Genomic DNA, 20365 nt, shown 5'->3' on the forward strand with positions numbered 1-20365 from the left:
TTGCCGCGGTGATGATCGCGGTGATCCTGGGAGGAGCGGTGATCGCAGCGCTCGCGATTTTCCCGGTGCTGGCCGAACGCGACAGATCTCAGCTCGAGACCGTGGTCTCGAGGGTGACGACCAGCCTCGAGGCGACCGGGGGTGCGAGCATCCAGCCCGGTAGCCTTCCCGACATCGCCGGCAGCTCACTCGGAGTCATCCTCCTCGACGACGCCGAGGTCCTCGCCGCGGCCGGCCTGCCCGTCGAAGACGTCGAGGTGATCCTGGCCACGGCGTCCGAGACGATGACAGATGTCGAAGGCCGCTACCTCACGCAGATGGTCGACACTTCGTCCCTCGACCTGACGTTCGACACGGGCACAGACCGCGTCGCTGTCACCGATGCCGTGCTGGTCGTGCGCACCGCCGACCGCGAGGCGATCGGGATCCTCGTCATCACCGCGCTCTCGGTGACGGCGCTGGTGACCACGACCATCCTGATCATCGCAGCGATGATCGTGGTGGGCAGGGGTCTGCGGCCATTGACGACGATCGCCGCACGCGCGGAGCGGATCGCCGACGGCGATCGCACACTGCGCCTTCCGGTCGATGACACCGGAGATCCCGAAATCGCGCGGATGGCCCGGACCATCAACGTCGCCTTCGATGTGCAAGAGGATGCCGAGAACCGCGTGCGCGCGTTCGTGGCCGACGCGTCCCATGAGTTGCGCACGCCACTGACCTCTGCGACCGGCTGGATAGAGCTGTACCAACGCGGTGGGCTGACCGATCCCGCGCGTCTGGAGGAAGCGCTCGGACGCGTCTCCACGCAGCTGGAACGGATGCGCACCATGACGGACGAGTTGGCGCTGCTGGCTCGAACGGATGCGGGGCGTCCTCTGGAAAGCGCGCGAGTGGATCTGTCACGGATCGCCCTCGACACCGTCGCCGACGCCCGTGTCCTGCATCCGCAACGACAGATCACGGTGCACGTCAACGGCGAAGCGTGGGTTCTCGGAGACGAGCCGCGGCTTGCCCAGGTGGTGCGCAACCTCGTCGGAAACGCCCTGCAACACACCCCCGACGAGGCGACGATCACCGTCACCGTCACGAGCGTCGCGGGCCGCCGCGTGCTGCGCGTCAGCGACACGGGACACGGCATCCCCGCCACCCATCTCCCGCACCTGTTCGAGCGGTTCTGGCGGGCAGACCCCGCACGCTCCGGCGCCGGCTCGGGACTGGGGCTCTCGATCGTGCAGGCGCTCGTGCAGGCCCACGGCGGATCGATCGGCGTCACATCCGTACCCGGCGAGGGCACGACCTTCGAGGTGAGTCTGCCCGCGCTCGCGACGCCGGACGCCTAATCCGCGAAGTAGCGGTTCGCGCGAGCGGTGTAGAGCAGGATGAGACCGATCACGGGAAGCAGCGCGCCGAAGACACCGGTCCAGAAACTCTCCGTCGACGAAAAGGCGCCGTAGAGGGACTCGACGATGTTGAGCAGGAACACGATCGTCGTCAGGATGCGCGCAAGGTTGCTCCCGTCAAACAGCCCGAGAGCCACCAGAAGCGTGACGATGCCCAGGACGAGCGAGACGAGACCGTACACGATCCCGCCTCCCCCGAAGAGCACGAACAGACCGCTCGTGATCTGCACCGCTGCGGTGAAGATCGCGATGAGTGCGACGATCGTGACACCAAGTGGTCGACTGCTGGCCATGGGATTCGCTCCTGCCTACTCCGCCTTGCGGGCGCCTGCTTCGAGCTTGTCGCCCGTCGGCAACTCCTGGTGACCACCGAACTGCAGACGCATCGCCGAGAGCAGCTGGTTTGCGTAGTGATCCTCATCACGCGAGGCGAAGCGCTCGAACAGCGCGGAGGCCAGCACTGGCGCCGGAACCCCCACGTCCACCGCGGCCTTCACCGTCCAACGACCTTCGCCGGAGTCGGAGACCCGCCCGGCGAGGCCCCCCAGCGTGGGATTCGCCTCGAGGGCCGCAGCGGTCAGATCCAGCAGCCACGACGAGATGACCGACCCGCGACGCCACAGCTCCGACACTTTCGCGGTGTCGATCGTGAACTGGTAGAACTCCGGCTCTTCGAGCGGTGCGACCTCCGCGGAGTGCGACGCCTCGCGCACACCGGCGTCCGCATTCTCCAGGATGTTCAGCCCCTCGGCGAGCGCGGCCATGATGCCGTATTCGATGCCGTTGTGGACCATCTTCACGAAGTGGCCCGCGCCCGAGGGCCCGCAGTGCAGGTAGCCGAGCTCTTCCGGCGCGTATTCCCCGTCGCGACCCGGGGTACGTTCGACGTCGCCCTTGCCCGGCGCGATGGTCTTGAGCACCGGCTCGATGTAATCGAATGCCTCATCGGGCCCACCGACCATGAGGCAGTACCCGCGCTCGAGCCCGAACACGCCGCCACTAGTGCCGGCGTCGACGTAGTGGATGCCTTTGTCCTTGAGCTTGGCGGCACGACGAACATCGTCCTTGTAGTTCGAATTGCCACCGTCGATGATGATGTCGCCCGGCTCAAGAACCTCGGCCACCTCGTCGACGACGGTTCCGGTCAGCCCCGCGGGGATCATGAGCCAGATCGCGCGCGGCGCCTGCATCTTGGCCGCCATGTCGGCGAACGAGGTCGCGCCGGTGGCGCCCTCGGCTGCAAGAGCGGTGACCGCATCAGCGTTGACGTCGAACACGACGCACTCGTGTCCGTCCTTCATAAGACGGCGCACGATGTTGGCGCCCATCCGTCCGAGTCCGACCATTCCCAGCTGCATGTGTGAGTCCCCTGTTCGCGGTGCGTCCACTGCCGACACGTCGGTGCGCGCCGAGCACGTTCACTCGCAGTCTAGGGACCCTAGGATGACGACGTGAGTGGTGAGACCCCTGCGGTGCCGAAACGCCGCGATTGGCTGGACATCGTCGCGGTCTTCGTCCTCTCGGTCACCGCTGTGCTGACCGCGTGGTGCGGATTCGAGGCCTCCAAGTGGGGCGGTGAGATGTCGATCGCGTTCAGTCAGGCATCCAGCGCCCGGATTCAGGCGGCCAGCGCCGAGGGCGAAGCGCGCACGGCCCGGCAGTTCGACCTGAGCGTGTGGGCGGAGTGGATCGGCGCGACCTATCGCGGCGATACCGACCTTGCCGACTACATCGAGGCGCGGTTCTCGACGGAATTCGCGATCGCGTTCGACGCCTGGGAGGCGGGTGACCGTGTCGAGGAGGGTCCCTTCTCGATGGACGAGTACGTGCCCCCGGGAACGGTGGAGGCGCAGACCCTCAGCGCCACGGCGGATGAGAAGTACCAGGAGGCCCTGGCCAACAATCAACGAGGCGACAACTACTCGCTGCTGACGGTGATGTTCGCCCTCGTCCTGTTCCTCACGGCGATGTCGCAGCGCGAACTCGCCCCGTGGGCGCGAAAGGTGATGCTGGGCGGTGCGGTCGTCGTCGCGGTCGTCGGGATCGCACTCCTCGCGACCTTCCCGATCAGGCTCTAGCGACTCACCTCCGACGACCCGATCAGCGGACCGGGTAGAGCGCTTCGTTCTGCACGCGCAGATCGACCGAAACGAACTCGGGCAGCGTCTCCAGTGCGTCCGTCAGCTCATCCGTGGACGGAATCTGCCCGTCATCCGAGACGAGATCGACGGTCGCGTTCACACCGACCCAGCTCAGCCCCGTCATCCGGACGTCGGTCCCGTCCCCGATCCAGGTCTGGGTCGTGTCACGGATGGTGAGCCCCCACGAAGCGATCGCGACGGACACCGCTGTGTTCAGTGCGAGGGGGATGATCACGACCGCCGCCGCAACGCCGACGACCGTGTAGGCACGGCGGCGCTTCGCGGTCGGCAGCGACGCGGGATCCTTCGCGTAGCCCGCAATCGTCAGGACGATGCTGCTGGCGATGATGAGGGCGACGACGTTCGAGAGAAACAGCCACAGTGCACCGAGCGCCGAGTCCCACGCGCCGACACCCGCGCACACCCCGACGACGGCGAGCGGCGGCACGAGGGAGATCGCGATCGCCACGCCGGGCAGCACCGCACTCAGGTCGCGACGCGCGATCGCGAACGCGCCTGCCGTCCCCGTTGCCAGCGCGGCGGCCAGGTCGAGCAGTCCGGGCGAGGTGCGGCCGGTGACCTGCGAGTTCACGGCGAGGGTCGTCGGGTCGGCGACGAAGCGCGCCGAGATCGCTCCGATGAAGACGACGATCGCGAGCCCGATCATCACCCATGCGAGCGAGGTGAGCACCAGGCGCAGCTGACCGACGACGATTCCGAGACCGATGCCGAGAATCGGCGTCGCCAGGGGTGCGATGATCATGGCGCCGATCACGGTCGCGGTCGAGTCCGCGAGCACGCCGGTGATGGCGATCACACCGGAGAGCACCAGCATGATCAGGAACGCCGATCGCTTGCGGCCGACATCGCCCGCGCCGAGGTCGAGGGAGTCGTGGAGCTCCTGGGCGCTCAGTCGTTGCGATGTCGGAATCAGCAGTTCAGTGACGCGAGAGATCCCCACGCGCTCACTGTAGTGGCGCGCGGGGATCTCTTCATCACGCCAGGATCGACTCGCCGATATACCCGCCCTCGGCACATCCGGGAGGAACCGCGAACACGGCCGAACCGATCGGGATCGTCCACTGGTTGAGAAGATCCAGATCCGCCAGTCGCTGCTGGATCGGCACATACTGCCGGTCGACGTCGGCCTGGTAGGACACGAAGATCAATCCCGAGTCCGACACCTCCGCGCCCGAGGGCGGCAGGTCGTAGTTGTAGCCGCGCCGGAAGATCTGCTCGGTCGGATACCGTGGGTCATCGCCGCGGGCGCGATGCATGTGCGAGAACTCCGGGATCACGGGAAAACCGATCGCGGTCTTCGCGTCGAAGTCCGGTTCGTCGAACTCCTCGGTACCGGTCAGCGGCGCACCGTTGGACATCGTGCGCCCGACAGCCTGCTCACGGCCGCTGCGATCGAGTTCGTCCCAGGTGTCCATGGTCATCCGGATTCTGCGGACGACGAGACTCGTGCCCCCCGCCAGCCATCCCCGATCGCTCCAGACGACCGCGTCGAAGTTCTCGGTGCCTGGTTGCGGGTTGGAGGTGCCGTCCACCTGCCCGAAGAGGTTTCGCATCGTCGTGCCGGGTCGGTACGACCCGTAGGCCGCACGGAATCCCTGCTGTTGCCAGCGCACCGTGGCGAACGACCGGGAATCCTTGAGCAGCATCCGTACCGTGTGCGCGACGGTCACGGGGTCATCGGAGGCCACCTGGATCAGCAGATCTCCGTCGTTGTAGGCATCCTGCAACTGATCGATCGAGAACGCCGGGAGCGGCCGCAGCCACGCCGGCGCGGTCGCTCCTGACCGGGCGACGAACTCCGGTCCGAAGGCGAAGGTCACCGTCAGCCGCGCGGGGGCCGTGGCCATCTCAGGCTCGGAGTCCGCGAGGGCCGGCGTGCCCTGGGTCAGGCGCGCGGCGTCATCGGTGAGGATGCGCATCAGGCGCCGCAGGCCGTCCCGCGTCACTTCGGGCAACAGATCGAGCGCTACCAGGGTGCTGTGCGCCTGCGCCGACGTGTCGATGCCGGCCTGGTGTTCGCCATAGAACGGGACGACCTGCGCCCCGTTCATCGGGGCAGCCCCCGAACCGGGCGCGGTACTCGCCGTTGCGGCGTGGTTCACCCCCAGCGCGACGGCCGCACCCACCGCGGCGCCGACGCCGGCGGCAGCCCCTCCCACGAGGAACTGCCGCCGCGTCGATGCGGCGGTGTCGGAGCGTGTCTCTCGCTCGTCAACCATGGTCCTCGATCAGCCGTCCATATCCATGCTGTCGTGGTCCATGTCGTCACCGACGTACTCCTCGTTCGCGCCCGAGTAGTCCTTGGCGGGGGCGGTGACCTCCAGGGTCGAGCCGTCGGAGAAGACGAGGGTGATGGTGACCTCATCTCCGGCGACGATCGGCGCGGCGACGCCCATGAACATGATGTGGTTTCCGCCCGGCTCGAGCGTCAGGGTATCCCCGGCGGCGATCACGAAGCCACCGTCCTTCTCCTGCATGGTCATGGTGCCGGTGCCGTCGTCGACGGTCTCATGCAACTCAATCATGGGCGACGCATCCGTCTCGGCCGAGACGATCGTGACGTCGGTGGTACCGGTGTTCTCGACCTCGCCGAAGGCGGCGGTCATGCCGTCCTCGACGGCCTTGACCCAGGCGTCGGTCACGACGACGGCGTCAGCTTCAGACTGCGCGGATGCGTCGGCGGCGGTGCAGCCGGACAGAGCGAGCGCTGCGGCCGCGAGCAGGATGCCGACGCGCGAAGTGGTGCGAAGGGTGGACATGTGGTGCCTTTCAGGATTCATCGGACGCGTCATCGGCGTCCGTGCGGGTGCGCTGCGCGCGGCCCCGCAAGAGGAAGAAGAGGACCAGCGCGATCGCGGCGAGGGCGATGACCCCGCCGATCACGATGATCATGACGGCCGCAGAGGACTCGTCATCGGTGGTGGTCGTATCTTCCTCGGTGTGCCCGTCCGTCGTCGCGGCATCCGTCGCAGCGGTCGCCTCACCCACGGTGAAGGGAATCACGCCCGAGATCGGGTGTCCGTCCGCCGAAACCACGCGCCATCGCACCTCGTATGAGCCGTCCGGCATCCCCTCGACGAGAGGAACCGTGAGCGTCTGCAGGTCGATGGCGGGGTCCGCGCCCACCCAGTCGTTCTCATCGGCATCCGCGACGATGACCGCCGCGCCGAGCTCCATGATGTCGGCGGAGAACGTCAACTCGATCTGCTCGGGCGCGACGTCCAACACCTCGCCGGACGCGGGAGAACTCGCGACGAGCTCGTCGTGCGCGAACGCAGGAGTCGCCACAGCGACCATCGCGAGAACGGCGACCACCACGGCCGCCGCACGGGTACGAAAACGGGACATGCGAAAACCTCTCGGGGAACAACACCAAAGCCGCGCGCAGACCCCGGGCGGGGCATGCGTGCACTGCGGCAGGAAGAGTCAGACCACGAAAGGCGCGGGCGGGCCACGACGCCGGACGACGTTGGCAAAGATGCGCGAGAGAAGTGGTGCGGCCGTCGAGGGCACGAGCGGCACCTCGAGGCGCGGCTCCAGGGACCATCCCCCACCGGCCGCGACGTAGTGGCGACGCACCCACCGTGCGGCGCCACGGGCCAGCTCTCCGAGCCGGGCGACGAGGCGCTCGCCCCGGTAGAGGACGGCAACGGTGACGGCCGCGGCGATCACGTGCGACAGCGACATCACGGAAGCTCCGCCGACCGCGGTCACATCCGACAGATCCAGCGCGCCGATGCCGTGGACGTGTCCGGTAGCCGTCGCGGCGGCCGAACCGGTCGCCCCCAGCACGAACAGGGCATGGAAGAGGAACTGGCTGATTCCGACCGCCATGGTGAGCCGCAACAGCGAGAGTGCCCGCCCCGCGAGCACAGTGCACACCGCGAGCGAGAGTACCCAGGGGACGGCGACACCCAGCACGTGCGGCATCTCGCCGCCCGCGCCGACGTGCGAGAGGAGGGCGACGAACGTGGCGATCGAGGCGGCGGCGGTGCTGCGCAGCAGTCGCACTCTTCTCGATCGGGCCATGGATACATTGTGGCAAATCATTGCGTCACCGCAGACCACGACGGCGCCATGGGACCTTATTCCCGGTCGGAACGACGCGGCGTCGATCGATAATCCAGGTATGTCCCGCATCACATACAGCGCGATCTCCAGCTATTCGCGCGTCCGGCTGCTGCACCTTCTGCAAGAGCGTCCCGCGCGCACGGTCGGCGAGCTGTGCGATTCCACGGGTCTGCACCCCAACACGGTGCGCGAGCACCTGCAGCGACTGGTCGACGGCGGCTATGTCGTCACCGAAACCGAACACCGCACGACCCGCGGCCGCCCCCGGATGCTCTATTCCGCCGCGACGGGAGCAGCGGGATCGACGAGCTCGATCGCCCGCCGCAAGGCCGAACAGGCCGCGCGCCGCGGGGATCTGATGCGCCGCGTGATGCCCTGGACCGATGCGGAGGATCTCCCCTCAGAGGTGCTGCACCAGCTGGATGCACTCGTGGATGATCTGGGCGACGCCGGCTTCGAGCCGGTCGTCGACGAGACGACCCTGACCGTCGATCTCTCCCCGTGCCCGCACGCATCCTCGAGCGCGACCAACCGCGCGACGCTGTGCGCCGTCCACCTCGGCCTCATGGAGGGCGTGCTCGCCCAAGCCGGCGGCCCGCTGCGGGTCGCGTGCATGGCAGACGGGGCCATCCCCGAGCAGTGCGTCGTCAACCTCGCCCTGCGCGCGGAAGCGTGAGCGTCGTGCGCGGATTATTCACGGCATCCACTTTCACCCTTGCTGAACCCTGGCGCGGTAGCGTGACTGAAGGACCACACCACCGACCTGGGGGTATCAACCATGGAGTTTCTTGATCCGCTTGTGCTCGCGCGCTGGCAGTTCGGACTCACGACGCTGTACCACTTCCTCTTCGTACCGCTGACCCTGGGATTGTCGGTTACGGTCGCGATCTTCCAGACCGTCTGGTACCGCACGGGCGATGTGAAGTGGCTGCACCTGACCCGCTTCTTCGGCAAGATCTTCCTGATCAACTTCGCGATGGGGGTCGTCACCGGCATCGTGCAGGAGTTCCAGTTCGGCATGAACTGGTCGGCCTACAGCCGGTTCGTCGGAGACGTCTTCGGGGCACCGCTCGCCTTCGAAGGACTCATGGCCTTCTTCTTCGAAGCGACCTTCATCGGGCTGTGGATCTTCGGCTGGGACAAGCTCCCGAAAGGCCTGCACCTGGCATCCATCTGGATCGCCTCGATCGGCGCCATGCTCTCGGCCTACATCATCATCGCCGCCAACGCCTTCATGCAGAACCCGCTCGGCTACCAAATGGCCGACGACGGCTCGCGTGCCGAGATGAATGACTTCGTCGCGGTGCTCACCAACCCGGTGGCCCTGACGGCGTTCCCCCATACGCTGTTCGCCGCGTTCATGTTCTCCTCTGGCGTGGTCATCGCCGCCGCCGCCTGGCATATGGCCCGCAAGCGCAACATCGAGATGATGCGCCCGGCGCTGAAGTTCGGACTGTGGGGCATGATCATCGGCTTCGCCGGCGTCTTCTTCGCCGGCGATCAGCTGGCCCTCGTCATGGTCGAGACCCAGCCCATGAAGATGGCGGCGGCCGAAGCGCTGTTCAATACCGCGTGCGGGGCGAACGCCTCGTTCTCGATCTTCTCGATCGGCACCCCGGACGGCACGGGAGAGATCTGGTCGATCCGCGTGCCGTATCTGCTCTCCTTCCTCTCGACGCACACCTTCGACGGGTGCGTGGAAGGTGTGAACAACCTCAACGCCCAGTACGCCGAGCAGTGGCCTGAGCTCGCCGCCCAAGTCGACGGTGTCTTCAACCCCGTGCTGTGGATCACGTACTGGTCGTTCCGCTGGATGATGGGCCTGGGCATGTTCACGACCCTGGTCGCCGTCGTCGGCCTCTGGCTGACCCGCAAGAGCGCCAAGCGCGACGTCCCCCGCTGGGCGTGGAGCGTGGCCATCTGGAGCGCACCGCTGGCTCTGCTGGCCTCCCTCGTCGGCTGGGTGTTCACCGAGATGGGCCGCCAGCCCTGGATCGTCTTCAGCCTCATGCTCACCGAGGACGGGGTCTCCCCGTCCGTCCCGGGTTGGTCGGTGCTGATCTCGCTGATCGCGTTCACCGCCATCTACGCGGCCCTCGCGGTCGTGGAGTTCGGACTCATCCTCAAGACCGTCCACAAGGGACCCGACCCGCTGCCGGATCCCGACAGCCCGGGCGCCGAACCACCCGCCCTCGAAGACACCCCGACGACGGTCTACTAGGAGCTGATGACCATGGATCTCGCATACCTCTGGTTCTGGATCGTCGGCGTCCTGTTCGTCGGCTACTTCGTCCTCGACGGCTTCGACTTCGGCGTCGGGATGTCGCTCCCCTTCCTCGGCAAGGACGAGGTCGGCAGGCGTCAGATCATCAACACGATCGGGCCCGTCTGGGACTTCAACGAGACGTGGCTCATCGTCGCCGGCGCGTGTCTGTTCGCGGCCTACCCGGAGTGGTACGCCTCGCTGTTCAGCGGGTTCTACCTCGCGCTGCTGCTGATCCTGCTCGCTCTGATCCTGCGCGGTGTCTCGTTCGAATACCGCCACCAGCGAGAAAGCCTGCGGTGGAAGAAGGGCTTCGACACGATGATCGTCATCGGGTCGGTGCTGCCCGCTCTCCTGTGGGGCGTTGCGGTCGCAAACCTCGTCCAGGGCGTCCCACTGGACTCGAACCACGAGTTCACCGGCAGCCTGCTGACGTTGCTCAACCCCTACGCGCTCTTGGGTGGGATCACCCTCGTGCTCGTGCTGTTCGTACACGGCCTGTACTTCATCGGCCTGAAGACCGACGGGCAGGTGCACGATGACGCCCGCAAGCTCGCGACCAAGGTGGGTCTGATCACCGTCGTCGTCGCCGCGGCTTTCCTCATCTGGACGATCCTGCTCGCGGCATCCCATGCGGCGCCCTTGCTGCCGCTCGTGATCGCGGCCGCAGCCCTCGCGGCCGTCGCGCTCATCCTGTCCATCCTGTTCAACGCGCGCGATCGCGAGGGCTGGGCATTCACGACGGGCGTGTTCACGGTGGCGTTCGCGGTGCTGACGCTGTGGATGTCGATGTTCCCGTTCGTGATGCGCTCTGAGCCCTTCCCCGAGAACAGCCTCACGGTCACGAACGCCTCGAGCACCGAGTACACGCTCACGATCATGACCTGGGCAGCGGTCATCTTCCTGCCGCTGGTCCTGCTCTACCAGGGCTGGACGTACTGGGTCTTCCGCAAGCGCGTCACACGCTCGCGGATCGAGAAGGCAGAGGCGCTCGTCCACTGACCTGCGCCGCCGTGACGCCGGTGGGGCGCCGAGAAACGCTGCTATTGCGGTGAGTCTCGGCGCCTCACCGGCGTCTCGCGGAACAGGGCCGCGGCAAACGGCGTCGCGGGGGCGTCGAGGATGTCATCCAGGAGCCCCTGCTGCGAGAAGCGACCCTCCTCGATCAGGGCCAGGCGGTGCGCCAGCACCGCGGCGTCGCGCACACTGTGGGTCGCGATGATGGCGGTGCACGACAACTGCGTGGCAAGCACCGCGCGAAGCTCCTCGGCCGTCAGCGGGTCGAGACCGGTCAGCGGCTCGTCCAGCAGCACGAGTGCCGGGTCCGCCGCAAGGGCGCGGGCCAGCGCGACCCGTTGCTGCTGACCACCGGAGAGTTCGTGCGGATGCCGGTGCCCGGCATCCGGGAGACCGACGCGATCCAGCCACTCGTCGGCGACCTGCCGGGCGGTTTCTCGCGACAAACCCCGGGCCCGCGGCCCGAACGCGATGTTCTCCCGGGCACTCAGATGCGGGAACAGTCGGGGGTCCTGCGAGAGCAGCGCGACCCCGCGTGCGGCCGGTGCGAGATGGATGCCGTGCCGGGGCCGCGCCACATCGGCGCGGGCGACGAGACGTCCGGCGATCTGGATCGCGCCGTCGGACAGCGGTACGAATCCGGCGAGTGCGTCCAGGAGGGTGGACTTACCCGCGCCGCTCGGCCCCATGATCGCGAGGATCTCCCCGGGCGCGAGGTCGACGCGCAGGTCCACGCGAAACGCCGGCCGGTCGACCACGACGTGCGCGGCGAGCGCCGCGGTCATCGGGTGGCTCCGGGCCGCCAGCCGCGGACGAGAAGGAGCACCGCGAGCGCGGCGACCAGCAGCACCAGGGAGAGCGCCACCGCGGTGCCCTGGGTGACGCCCGCGCCGTTGAACGCGGTGTAGATCGCCAGCGGCATGGTCTGGGTGACGCCGGGAGCGTTCCCCGCGAACAGGGCGGTCGCGCCGAACTCGCCCAGCGCGCGGGCAAAGCTCAGCACGACCCCCGCGACAAGACCCGGCGCCGCCAGCGGCAGGGTGACCCGGCGCAGGATCATCCATCGACCCGCCCCCAGTCCCGCCGCCGCTTTCTCATAGCCGGCGCCGCGGGCGCGCAGAGTGCCTTCGACCGAGAGCACCAGGAACGGCAGCGCGACGAAGGTCTGCGCGATCACCACCGCCGCGGTCGTGAAAGGCAGCTGGATGCCGAGGGCCGACAGCGCCGGGCCCGCCCAGCCGTTGCGACCGAGGAGGAACAGCAGCGCCACACCTCCGACCATGGGCGGCAGCACCAGCGGTACCGTCACCAGGGCGCGCAGCAGGCCCGCCCAGCCCGCGCCGGCGCGGGCGATCACGATCGCGAGCGGCACCCCGACGACGATGCACACGAGCGTGGCGATAGTGCTCGTCCCGAGCGAGAGACCGAGGGCCTGCATCGCATCGGGGGAGGTGATGTCGGACAGGAAGCTGGACCACTCGACGCGACCGACAAGGGCCAGCAGCGGCAGGATCAGGAAGGCGAGTCCGACGATCGCGGGCACAACCAGCGCCCGCGGCGTGAGACCCAGGTCCGGCCCGCGTGAGGGCATCGCTCCGGTCACCGTCGAGCTCATGGCGCGCCGAAACCTGCCGTTGCGAGTGTCTCCTGCCCGCTCGCACCGAGCACGAGGTCGACGAACTCCTGCGCGAGCGCGGCGTGTGTCGCACCCGAAAGCGCGGCGATCGGATAACGGTTGACGACCTCGTCCGCCCCCTCCGGCACGATCGCTTCGACATCACCGCGCCCCGCGACATCGGTCGCGTAGACGAGCCCCGCGTCGGCTTCGCCGGCGGCGACCTTCGTCAGCACAGCCGTGACGTTCTGCTCGCTGCTCGCGGGTGTGACAGAGACACCGTTCAGGTCCAGCAGCTGCTGCGATGCCGCACCGCAGGGCACCTCGGCATCGCAGAGCACGACGAGAAGACCCGGTTCTGCGAGATCGTCGAGCGCGCTGACCTTTGCGGGATTGCCCGCCGGAACGGCGATGACCAGGGTGTTCGTGGCGAACAGCGCCGGGTCTGTCGCAAGGCCCGCATCCACGACGCGTTGCATGGTCGTCTCGTTCGCCGAGGCGAAGACATCCACGGGGGAGCCCTCGATGATCTGGGTGGCCAGGGTCGAGGAGCCGTCGTAGACCGTCTGGACGACGACTCCCGGGTGGTCGGACTCGAAGTGCGCCGCGATCTCATCGAAGACGTCCTGCAGCGAGGCCGCAGCGGACACCGTCAGAACGGTGGTTGTCCCCGATTCGTCCGTCGCGGCATCCGCGCCGGCACAGCCCGCGAGCGCGATCGCGCCGGCCACGAGCGCTGCCAACGCTGCCGGTGCGCGCATCCCCCGGACCCTCATGCGGACCGCTGTGCTTCGACGATGACCGTGGTGGCCTTCACGATGGCCGTCGCCAGCGACCCGACCTGCAGATCCAGGTCAGCGACCGCTTCGGCGGACATGAGTGACACGACCCGGTGCGGACCTGCCTGGATGTCGACCTGCGCCATGATCCCGTCGACCTGCACCCGCGTGACCAGACCCGTGAACCGGTTGCGCGCGCTGGAGAGCACATCACCGGGCTCGACGGGAGTGGCCGCCAGCTCGACCGCACGGCGGGCGAGGGCGTCGCCTGAAATCTCGACGGGGCTTGCGCCGGTCGTGGACAACACCCCGTGGTCGATCCAGCGGCGGACGGTGTCATCGCTCACGGCGAGAAGCCTCGCCGCTTCGGATATCCGATATGTGCGCATGTTTTCGACAGTATCATCCGTATTTGCGGATGATACTGTCGTACTTTCCCCGCTGGTGCACGAGTCTCTGACGACCACCGGTGGAGATTTCCCCCGGCGGCCGAAGTCGGCGCACAACGCAGAATGAGGCAGACTCGATCCATGCCTTCGGCGGACGAATCCCCTGCACGCCGCCCACCGGTCGACCCGCGACTCCTGCGTTATGCGCGGGGCTCACGCGGATTCTTCGCCCTGATCGCCGTGATCGGTCTGGCGCAGACGCTGGCGATCATCGCGTTCGCGTGGCTGCTCACCCAGGGCATCGTGCGGGCGGTCGACGGGGATCCGGCCGGCGCCTTGAGTCAGGTCCTCCCGGCCTTCGCCGCCGTCGTGCTGGCGCGCGCCCTGTTGATGTGGGCGCGTGAGGCCGCTGCGTCGCGGGCGGCGGCGCGCGTCGAGTCCGAACTGCGCTCCCACCTGCTCGATGCGGTCGGCCGCCTCGGCCCCGACTGGCTGGCGACTCGCAGCACGGCCCACCTCGCCGTCACCGCCGGCCGCGGCCTCGACGCCCTGGACGCCTACTTCGGGCGCTATCTGCCGCAACTGCTGCTCACCGCCATCGCGACTCCGATCATCATCGCCGTCATGTGGTGGCAGGACTGGCTGAGCGGGCTGACGGTCGTCCTCACGATCCCTCTCATCCCGATCTTCATGGTGCTGATCGGGCTCATGACGCGCGCGGTCCAACAGCGGCAGTGGCAGACACTCGGGCAGCTCGCGAGCCGCATTTCCGACACGGTACGGGGGCTGTCGACGCTCAAGGTGTTCGGCCGGCAACACCGCGCCGCGGCATCCATCGCGACCGTCACCGAGCAGTACCGCCGCGAGACGATGAAGGTGCTGCGGGTCTCATTCATCTCGGGCTTCATGCTGGAGTTCCTCGCGAGCATCGCGGTCGCGATCGTCGCCGTCTCGATCGGATTCCGTCTGCTCGACGGATCTCTCGCACTGTCGGTGGGGCTGTTCGTGCTGCTCCTGGCACCCGAGGCCTACCTGCCGCTGCGCCAGGTGGGGGTGCAGTTCCACGCCGCCGCAGAAGGAGTCGCCGCCACAGACGACATCTTCGACGTCCTGGATGCCGCACGTGACCGCACCGCGCCCGGACTCTCACGCGAGGGGACGCAACACGCCGTACGCCACGACCCCGATGCCACAGATCGCGACCCCTCGCTGGTGGCATCCGGCGTGAGGGTTCGGCGCGGCGAGAGCCTTCTGGCGCCCGTCACGTTCGAGGCCGGGGCGGGCAGTGTGACACTGATCGAGGGGCCGAGCGGCGTCGGGAAGTCGAGCCTGTTCGCCGCACTCCGCGGTGCTGCGAGCTTCGAGGGCACGCTCACGCACGCGGGCGTGGATGTCAGCACCCTGACCCCGGCGACATGGCTCGCGTGGGCGGGACAACGCCCCGGCCTCATCACGGGCACGATCTCCGACAACATCGCGCTCGGCGCGGACGCGGCGGACGCCTCGCTGGTCGCACGCGCGCTCGCTCTCGCGTGCGCCGACGAGCTCCATCCGGAGCTCCTGCTCGGCGCCCAGGGATCGGGCCTGTCGGGCGGACAGGCGCAGCGCGTCGCCATCGCGCGGGCGTTCTATCGGCACCTGGCGGGCGCAGCATCCGTCATCGCGCTGGATGAGCCCAGCTCGGCCCTGGATGCGGCCACCGAGGCGCGCCTGTGGAGCTCGGTCCGGCTGCTGGCAGACGACGGCGCGACCGTGCTCCTCGTGTCGCATCGACGTTCGGCGCGCAGCATCGCCGACCGCATCGTGTCCCTCGAACCGAGCGAGGTGAGGGCATGACCACGACGCACGACGTCCTTCGCCGCGCGCTGCCCCCGTTCCGTCGCTTCTGGCCGGGCGCGGCATCCGCCTTCGCCTCGGAAGCGTCGGCCGTCGCGCTGCTCGCCGTCAGCGCCTGGCTCATCGTGCGCGCCAGCGAGCAGCCGCCGGTCCTGTACATCTCGGTCGCCGTGGTGGGGGTGCGCCTGTTCGCGCTGACGCGCGCGGTGTTCCGCTACCTGGACCGTCTGGCAGGACACGATGCCGCGCTCCGCCAGCTCGCGGCCACGCGCACCGACATGGTGCGGCGTCTCATCCCGCTGGCGCCCGACGGACTGTTCCGTGTCCGCCGCGGCTCGGTGCTGGGAGCGCTCGTCGATGATGTCGACGACCTGCAGAATCTGCCGCTGCGGGTCGTGCAGCCGCTCACCGCCTCGGCCCTGGTCGCGGTGGGCTCGGTTCTGCTGGTCGCGTTCGTCTCCTGGCCCGCCGCTGTCACACTGCTCGGCTGCCTTCTCGCTGCGGCGGCGATCTCGCTGCTGTGGGGATGGGCGGCGGGCGCGCGGTCCGAGCGGTCGATCGCCCCGCTGCGATCGCGCCTCGCAGATGCGATCCTCGATCACCTGGGGAGCCTTGACGTGCTGCTGGCCTGCGGGGCGGAGCGCACCAGCATCGTCCGCGTCCGCGAGGCGGACGCGGCGCTGCGACGCGCCGTCGTGCGCCGAGCGGGAGCACAGGCCGCGACCGCCGGCATCGTGTCCCTCCTCGCGGGCGCAGCCTCTCTCGCCGCGCTGCTGGTGACCACTCCCTTGACCGCGGACGGCACTCTCGGTGGTCCCGAACTCGCTGTCGCCGTCCTCGTGCCGATGGCGGTCTTCGAGGTGTTCGCCGCGGTGCCGCTGGCGGCGGCGGCATGGCGACAGGTGCGTGCCTCGGCTGAGCGCATCGCGACCGCGATCCCGGATGCCGTCCCGGCCGGGATACCTGTCGATGAGCTCGCCCCGACCGGGCACGCGCCACGCCTGGGAGAGGGAATTCGCCTGCGCGGCCTGTCGGCGACGTGGCCGCACGCGGACTCCCCCGCGCTCCGGGACATCGACCTCGACATCCGCCCCGGCGAACGGCTCCTCGTGGTGGGATCCAGCGGATCGGGCAAATCGACCCTCGCCCATACGCTCGTCCGTTTCCTCGACAGCGACGGGGTGTTCACGATCGGCGGGACCGACGTCCGGCGCGTGGCGACCGACGATCTGCGCCTGACAATCGGCCTGTGCGAGCAGGATCCGATGCTGTTCGATGAGGACATCCGCCAGAACCTGCTGTTCGCGCGTGACACCGCCACCGATGACGAGCTCGAAGCCGTGCTGTCCCGGGTGGGCCTGGGTGACTGGCTTCACGAACGCGGCGGGCTGGATGCGCGCGTCGGTGAGCGGGGGGCGCTCGTGTCGGGCGGGCAGGCGCAGCGCATCGCCCTGGCCCGTGCGCTCCTGCGCGGGTTCCCCGTCCTCGTGCTCGACGAGCCGACCGCGGGGGTCGACCCCGAGGCATCCGACGCGCTGCTCACCGACCTGCTGTCAGCCGTGGACGACGATCAGGCCGTCGTCCTGATCTCCCACGTCACCGTTCCCGGCGATCTGGTGGATCGAACGGTGCGCATCGACCGTGGGACTCTCGCGCCCCTCTCGTGATGCCTAGCGCTGATCCGCGTCAGCGATCTCTGCCGCATCGACAGCACTCGCCGCGGCCGTGATCCTGTTGGCCATGCCGCGGAAGATGAAGCCGTGGAAGGGCAGGACGGCAAGCCAGTAAAGCCGACCGCCGAGCCCGTGAGGAAAGAACACGGCCCGCTGGTCGTAGCGCGATCCACCGCCCTCCTGCGGGGTGGCCCGAAGCTCGAGCCAGGCGAGTCCGGGCACTTTCATCTCCGCCCGCAGCCGGAGGAACCGGCCCGGCTCGATCGCTTCGACCCGCCAGAAATCCAGCGCATCCCCGACGCTGAGTCGATTCTTGCTGCGGCGCCCGCGCTGGAGGCCGACACCTCCGACAAGCCTGTCCATCCATCCGCGGATGGCCCAGAGCACCGGGGAGGAGTACCACCCGTTCTGGCCGCCGATCCCCTGGATGACACTCCAGAGCGCACCGACGGAAGCGCTCGTCGTCGCCGACCGGACGTCGGTGAAGACCGCACGTCCTGCCCACTCCGGGTCGCTGGGAAGCGGGCTGGAGGGCACATCCAACACGTCGGCGTCGAGCCAGCTCGTCTCGATATCGTCCGCACGCTCGCGGCCGAGAGCCAGCGCCACGGCGTCGCGGTATGTCGTCAGACCGTTCTCGGGACGCGGAATCAGACGATCGATGTCGTCGGATCGCATCACGCAGTCGTGTTGCAGGGACTCGACAAGCGGACGCGCGATGGCGCCGGGGATCGGCGTGACGAGATTGACCCACCGTGACGCCAGTCTCGGCGTGAGCACCGGCAGGGCTGCGATCGCACGCTGGGGCAGCCCGGCGACGACGGCGTACCCGTTCATCATCTGCCCGTACCGCAACACATCGGGGCCGCCGATGTCGACGGCCCGCGAGACGGAGGCATCCACGCGTGCCGCGGCCAGCAAGTAGTACAGGACGTCGCGCACCGCGATCGGTTGGATGCGATTTCGCACCCACCTCGGTGCGGGCATGTAGGGCAGAACTTCGGTCAGGTGCCGCACCATCTCGAATGAGGCCGAGCCGGAGCCGATGACCACTCCGGCCTGCAGCACGAGCGTGGGCACACCCGAGGCGAGCAGGATCTCCCCCACTTCAACGCGTGAGCGCAGGTGCGGCGACAGCGCGTCGCTGGCGGGGTGCAGCCCGCCGAGGTACACGATGCGGGCGACGGCGGCGGCGCAAGCGGCGTCGGCGACCGTTTTCGCCACCGTCCGGTCTGTCGCTTCGAATGATCGTCCCGCCATCATCGAGTGGATGAGGTAGTACAGGACGTCGACGTCCTTCACCGCGTCAGCGATGACAGCTTCATCGGACGCATCTCCGGCGACGACCTCGACGCGCGATCCCCACGAGAACGCGCGGATCCGCTCGGGGTGCCGCGCGAGCACACGCACGCGGTAGCCCGCCGCGAGCAGACGCGGCACGAGTCGCCCGCCGATGTATCCCGTCGCACCCAGTACGAGCGCGCGCGGTGCCGATCCATCAGCGCGCGCCGATGCGGTCAGCGAGGACTCGCGTCCGGTGGGAGCGGTCAGGTCGGTCACACGGGCAGACTACTCGGGTCTGCCGTGGGCTCAGGGGGTGAGCGCCTGCACCGTTCGGGGACGCACAACCAGCCACAGCGCGATCACCGCGACGATGCCGCAGCCGACCATGACCACAGCCATCGTCGTTGCAGTGATGCCGGCACCCGCGGATATCCAGCCGACGAGCGGGGAGATGATGCCGGCCACTCCGAAGTTGGCCGCGCCGAGGAGCGATGCCGCTGTGCCGGCGGCCTTGCCGTGCCGGTCGAGGGCGAGCACCTGCACACACGGGAACGTGAAACCGACCGAGGTGATGAACAGGAACAGCGGGATGATCGTCCCCCACAGGCCGAGGCCGATCATGTCGGTGATGATGATCGCCGACCCGAAGACCACCAACCCGGCCGTCGAGAAGGCCAGCACCCATTGTGGTCCGAACCTCGCAGCGAGGCGCGACGCGCTTTGCACACCGATGACGACCCCGACCGAGTTGACGGCGAACAGCACGCCGTATGCCTGGGGATCGAATCCATAGCCGTCCTGGAACAGGAACGGCGATGCGGAGAGGTACGAGAAGAGACCGCTGAAGGCCATGCCCCCGATGACCAGCACGCCGAGGAAAACACGGTCGGTCAGCACACCGCGGTACCGCTGCGCGAGCGTCGTCGCACCGCGCTCGTGTCGACGCGCCGGCGGCAGGGTCTCGGGGATGAACAGCAGCGTCGTCGTCAGCATGACGATGCCGTACGCGGCGAGGACGACGAAGATCCCTTGCCACGGCATCACGATCAGAAGGGCAGATCCCAGGAGGGGTGCGAGCACGGGCGCAACCCCGCTCACGAGCGCGAGGCGGCTGAGCATGACGACCAGGCGCTTACCTCCGAACAGGTCCCGGACGATCGCCATCGCGACCACACCGCCGGCTGCGGCACCGAAGCCCATGAAGAAGCGGGCTGCAGACAGCGTGATGAGGTCGGGAGAGATCGCCGCCGCGGCGCTCGCGAGCACGTGCAAGATCGTGACGCCGACCAGGGGGAGGCGCCTGCCGAGCTTGTCGCTGAGGGGGCCGACAACCAACTGGCCGACCGCGAACCCGATCATCGTGCCGGTCAGGGTGAGTTGGATGGCTGCCGCGGTCGTCTGGAAGTCGGCTTCGAGTTGGGGAAACGCCGGCAGGTAGAGGTCGATCGTGAACGGACCGAGTGCTGTGAGCGCACCGAGCAGGATGATGTAGAGCGCGCGACGGCCACCGGACAGCGAGTCTCCGGGGTGCAGCATGATCGGCGCGGTCGCAGGATTCGCGCCGAGGGTGCGGATCGCACCCGTGGGCGACCGGTGCCGCAGGGGCGTGGATGCCGTCACCGGCGCGGTCGTCTCGGGCACAGATCGGCGCCCGGAAGCGGGCACAGTGGGGTTGGGGGCAGTGTCGAGCACGGCAAGTGTCCATTCACGTGAGAAGCGGGTCGACACCGTCGATGGGCGCGCGTGGAATTACGTCGACGCGCATGCCCCGAATCGATTCGACACTTCTAGTCTACGCCCGCTCGACCCCACTGGGTCGCTGCTCCCGGCATCCACCCCGCCAACGCCGAAGCATCCCATTTCCATCGACGTG

Annotated in this window: 20 protein-coding genes; 7 read left to right on the forward strand and 13 right to left on the reverse strand. The window is 68.4% G+C overall.

From position 1 onward, the window contains the following. Positions 1-11: 11 nt before the first annotated feature. On the forward strand, positions 12-1343 hold the full coding sequence (locus ABD206_RS08145; protein ID WP_344071465.1) for a sensor histidine kinase: 1332 nt from the start codon (positions 12-14) through the stop codon (positions 1341-1343). Here the strand turns inward: ABD206_RS08145 and ABD206_RS08150 are convergent. Both ABD206_RS08150 and gnd read right to left on the reverse strand, forming a co-directional pair. Beyond that, complete coding sequence (locus tag ABD206_RS08150) at positions 1340-1696, reverse strand: hypothetical protein (protein WP_344071233.1); 357 nt, start codon at positions 1694-1696, stop codon at positions 1340-1342. The two genes, ABD206_RS08145 and ABD206_RS08150, sit on opposite strands and share 4 nt — an antisense overlap. Before the next feature lie 15 nt (positions 1697-1711). Further along, a complete protein-coding gene (gene gnd / locus ABD206_RS08155) occupies positions 1712-2761 on the reverse strand; it encodes a phosphogluconate dehydrogenase (NAD(+)-dependent, decarboxylating) (protein WP_344071235.1) in 1050 nt (349 codons plus the stop codon). Positions 2762-2854: 93 nt separating this feature from the next. Between gnd and ABD206_RS08160 the strand changes: the two genes are divergently transcribed. After that, positions 2855-3481 carry a hypothetical protein gene (locus ABD206_RS08160; RefSeq protein ID WP_344071237.1) on the forward strand — a complete coding sequence of 209 codons (627 nt, stop codon included), beginning with the start codon at positions 2855-2857 and terminating at the stop codon, positions 3479-3481. 22 nt (positions 3482-3503) lie between these two features. Here ABD206_RS08160 and ABD206_RS08165 read toward each other — a convergent pair whose 3' ends face one another. From ABD206_RS08165 to ABD206_RS08185, 5 genes are all read right to left on the reverse strand, one after another. Next, positions 3504-4505 (reverse strand): TIGR00341 family protein, encoded by a 1002-nt coding sequence (locus tag ABD206_RS08165; RefSeq protein ID WP_344071239.1) that lies wholly within the window; start codon positions 4503-4505, stop codon positions 3504-3506. Between the two features lie 34 nt (positions 4506-4539). Then, complete coding sequence (locus tag ABD206_RS08170; RefSeq protein WP_344071241.1) at positions 4540-5784, reverse strand: Dyp-type peroxidase; 1245 nt, start codon at positions 5782-5784, stop codon at positions 4540-4542. A 9-nt stretch (positions 5785-5793) separates the two neighbouring features. After that, positions 5794-6324, reverse strand: coding sequence for a copper chaperone PCu(A)C (locus ABD206_RS08175; RefSeq protein ID WP_344071243.1), 531 nt, complete (start codon positions 6322-6324; stop codon positions 5794-5796). 10 nt (positions 6325-6334) lie between these two features. Beyond that, entirely contained in the window at positions 6335-6913 is a 579-nt protein-coding gene (locus ABD206_RS08180; RefSeq protein WP_344071245.1) for a copper resistance CopC family protein, read from the reverse strand. A 78-nt stretch (positions 6914-6991) separates the two neighbouring features. After that, a complete protein-coding gene (locus tag ABD206_RS08185; protein ID WP_344071247.1) occupies positions 6992-7594 on the reverse strand; it encodes a hypothetical protein in 603 nt (200 codons plus the stop codon). Positions 7595-7694: 100 nt separating this feature from the next. Between ABD206_RS08185 and ABD206_RS08190 the strand changes: the two genes are divergently transcribed. The 3 genes from ABD206_RS08190 (at position 7695) to cydB (ending at position 10901) form a co-directional block, all read left to right on the forward strand. Continuing rightward, complete coding sequence (locus ABD206_RS08190; protein WP_344071249.1) at positions 7695-8312, forward strand: helix-turn-helix transcriptional regulator; 618 nt, start codon at positions 7695-7697, stop codon at positions 8310-8312. Between the two features lie 102 nt (positions 8313-8414). Beyond that, on the forward strand, positions 8415-9857 hold the full coding sequence (locus tag ABD206_RS08195) for a cytochrome ubiquinol oxidase subunit I (RefSeq protein WP_344071251.1): 1443 nt from the start codon (positions 8415-8417) through the stop codon (positions 9855-9857). Between the two features lie 12 nt (positions 9858-9869). Then, positions 9870-10901, forward strand: a complete 1032-nt coding sequence (cydB, locus tag ABD206_RS08200; protein WP_344071253.1) for a cytochrome d ubiquinol oxidase subunit II — start codon at positions 9870-9872, stop codon at positions 10899-10901. Between the two features lie 41 nt (positions 10902-10942). Here the strand turns inward: cydB and ABD206_RS08205 are convergent, their stop codons facing one another. Genes ABD206_RS08205 through ABD206_RS08220 form a run of 4 tightly spaced genes read right to left on the reverse strand, consistent with a single transcriptional unit; the run spans position 10943 to position 13699 of the window. Further along, positions 10943-11701 carry an ABC transporter ATP-binding protein gene (locus ABD206_RS08205; protein ID WP_344071254.1) on the reverse strand — a complete coding sequence of 253 codons (759 nt, stop codon included), beginning with the start codon at positions 11699-11701 and terminating at the stop codon, positions 10943-10945. Then, on the reverse strand, positions 11698-12531 hold the full coding sequence (locus ABD206_RS08210) for an ABC transporter permease (protein ID WP_344071255.1): 834 nt from the start codon (positions 12529-12531) through the stop codon (positions 11698-11700). The genes ABD206_RS08205 and ABD206_RS08210 overlap by 4 nt, the downstream gene beginning before the upstream one ends. Beyond that, positions 12528-13292, reverse strand: coding sequence for a molybdate ABC transporter substrate-binding protein (modA, locus tag ABD206_RS08215; protein ID WP_344071256.1), 765 nt, complete (start codon positions 13290-13292; stop codon positions 12528-12530). Before modA ends, ABD206_RS08210 begins: the two co-directional genes overlap by 4 nt. Before the next feature lie 11 nt (positions 13293-13303). Next, positions 13304-13699, reverse strand: a complete 396-nt coding sequence (locus tag ABD206_RS08220) for a TOBE domain-containing protein (protein ID WP_344071257.1) — start codon at positions 13697-13699, stop codon at positions 13304-13306. Positions 13700-13840: 141 nt separating this feature from the next. Here ABD206_RS08220 and cydD point away from each other — a divergent pair, with 141 nt between their 5' ends. Next, complete coding sequence (cydD, locus tag ABD206_RS08225) at positions 13841-15535, forward strand: thiol reductant ABC exporter subunit CydD (RefSeq protein ID WP_344071260.1); 1695 nt, start codon at positions 13841-13843, stop codon at positions 15533-15535. Then, positions 15532-17202: a thiol reductant ABC exporter subunit CydC gene (gene cydC / locus ABD206_RS08230; RefSeq protein WP_344071262.1), complete on the forward strand. Its 1671-nt coding sequence runs from the start codon at positions 15532-15534 to the stop codon at positions 17200-17202. The genes cydD and cydC overlap by 4 nt, the downstream gene beginning before the upstream one ends. A gap of 3 nt (positions 17203-17205) precedes the next feature. Here cydC and ABD206_RS08235 read toward each other — a convergent pair whose 3' ends face one another. Next, a complete protein-coding gene (locus ABD206_RS08235; protein ID WP_344071264.1) occupies positions 17206-18768 on the reverse strand; it encodes an SDR family oxidoreductase in 1563 nt (520 codons plus the stop codon). 30 nt (positions 18769-18798) lie between these two features. Then, a complete protein-coding gene (locus ABD206_RS08240) occupies positions 18799-20184 on the reverse strand; it encodes a multidrug effflux MFS transporter (RefSeq protein ID WP_425561169.1) in 1386 nt (461 codons plus the stop codon). Positions 20185-20365 lie beyond the last annotated feature (181 nt).

Source organism: Microbacterium sediminicola (assembly GCF_039531125.1).
Classification (GTDB): Bacteria; Actinomycetota; Actinomycetes; order Actinomycetales; family Microbacteriaceae; genus Microbacterium; species Microbacterium sediminicola.